This window comes from Vibrio sp. Vb0937 (assembly GCF_033338855.1).
This window is the reverse complement of record NZ_JAWOTK010000305.1, coordinates 1-1,173: the sequence shown is the minus strand read 5'-3', so window position 1 is coordinate 1,173 and position 1,173 is coordinate 1. Positions and strand designations below refer to the sequence as shown.

Below are 1,173 nucleotides of genomic sequence, written 5' to 3'. Positions count from 1 at the left end.
TTGTGGGTATCTGAGCGTATGTCGCTGATCCATGCCTCCAGCCATGACGCGCTGGATCAACTGGCGCAAGACCGCGAGTTTGTGAAACCGGATGTGGTGTATCTCGACCCGATGTACCCACACCCAGAAAACAAAAAGAAATCCGCGTTGGTGAAAAAAGAGATGCGCGTCTTCCAATCTTTGGTGGGAGCGGATTTGGATGCCGATGGATTGCTCGAGCCTGCTCTGGCGTTGGCAACGAAACGCGTGGTGGTTAAGCGCCCGGACTACGCGAATTGGCTGAACGAGCAAAAGCCAAGTATGGCGATTGAAACCAAAAAGAACCGTTTCGACGTCTACGTCAAAGCCTCGATGGCATAACCTCCTGACTCGCAAAAACTTCTCGTCACAGCATTGAACCAAGTGCTGTGACGCTGCCATTCTTTCCTGAACACTATTGATAGTTTTCACTTGCTAATTCGACACACTGACTGTATATCTAACTAAGAATTATTATTATTTCACTTGTTGTGATGCTGTCGATAATTGGGAAGCTGGAGTAGTCGAATGTCTAAACGCTTATGTAAGATGAACCGCAAACAAATTGCGGCCAACTTGGGTGACATTCACCGTTTGGTCGTCGCACCTAAGTTCGTTTGTCGCTCTTGTGCACGCTCTTCCGCTTCTAAAGACTCATTGTGTAAGCCTGCCGCAATTCCTCCACAAAAATGCCAAGACAAGCCGTTAAACGAGCAACAAGCATGCGGTCTGTTAGCTGAAGCGCTGCCTGCGCAATCCATTTCCGTCACGTCAAAACACAGCGCAGAAAAGGCGGCGATCGTGAAACGTGTGGTCGAGCGAGTGAAAGAGAAGAAACAAGCCGCGAAAGTGGTGACACCAGTGTCGATGGCGGCTCCTGCACTGTTTGATTTGGCCGATAAAAAAGCGCTTAAGAAAGCGAAAAAGGCACTGAAAAAACACTACAAACAGCAGAAAAAGCTGCTAAAAGTGGCAAAAAAGCAGCAGAAGTTGCTCAAGCGTCAACGCAAACTGGAAGCCCGCAATGCGAAGTTGGAAGTGTTGTTACCAACGCCGCCTAATGCGTTGATGGGCGCAAGCTCGCAAGCCAAAGTGCATTAATTGAATTAAAAAAAAACGCTCTCCAGTTGGAGAGCGTTTTTTATTGATGGAATA

Annotated in this window: 2 protein-coding genes; both read left to right on the top strand. The window is 47.9% G+C overall.

Annotation, left to right across the window (positions count from 1 at the left end):
* A partial coding sequence (locus tag R7P67_RS25285) for a class I SAM-dependent methyltransferase (protein ID WP_318086379.1) occupies positions 1–360 on the top strand: 360 nt, incomplete at its 5' end.
* Between the two features lie 186 nt (positions 361–546).
* Positions 547–1,119, top strand: coding sequence for a hypothetical protein (locus R7P67_RS25280; RefSeq protein WP_031428436.1), 573 nt, complete (start codon positions 547–549; stop codon positions 1,117–1,119).
* Positions 1,120–1,173 lie beyond the last annotated feature (54 nt).

What these genes read in the sequence shown, in the direction of transcription:
- R7P67_RS25280 (WP_031428436.1), top strand. Translation starts at nt 547, where the DNA reads ATGTCTAAACGCTTATGTAAGATGAACCGCAAACAAATTGCGGCCAAC.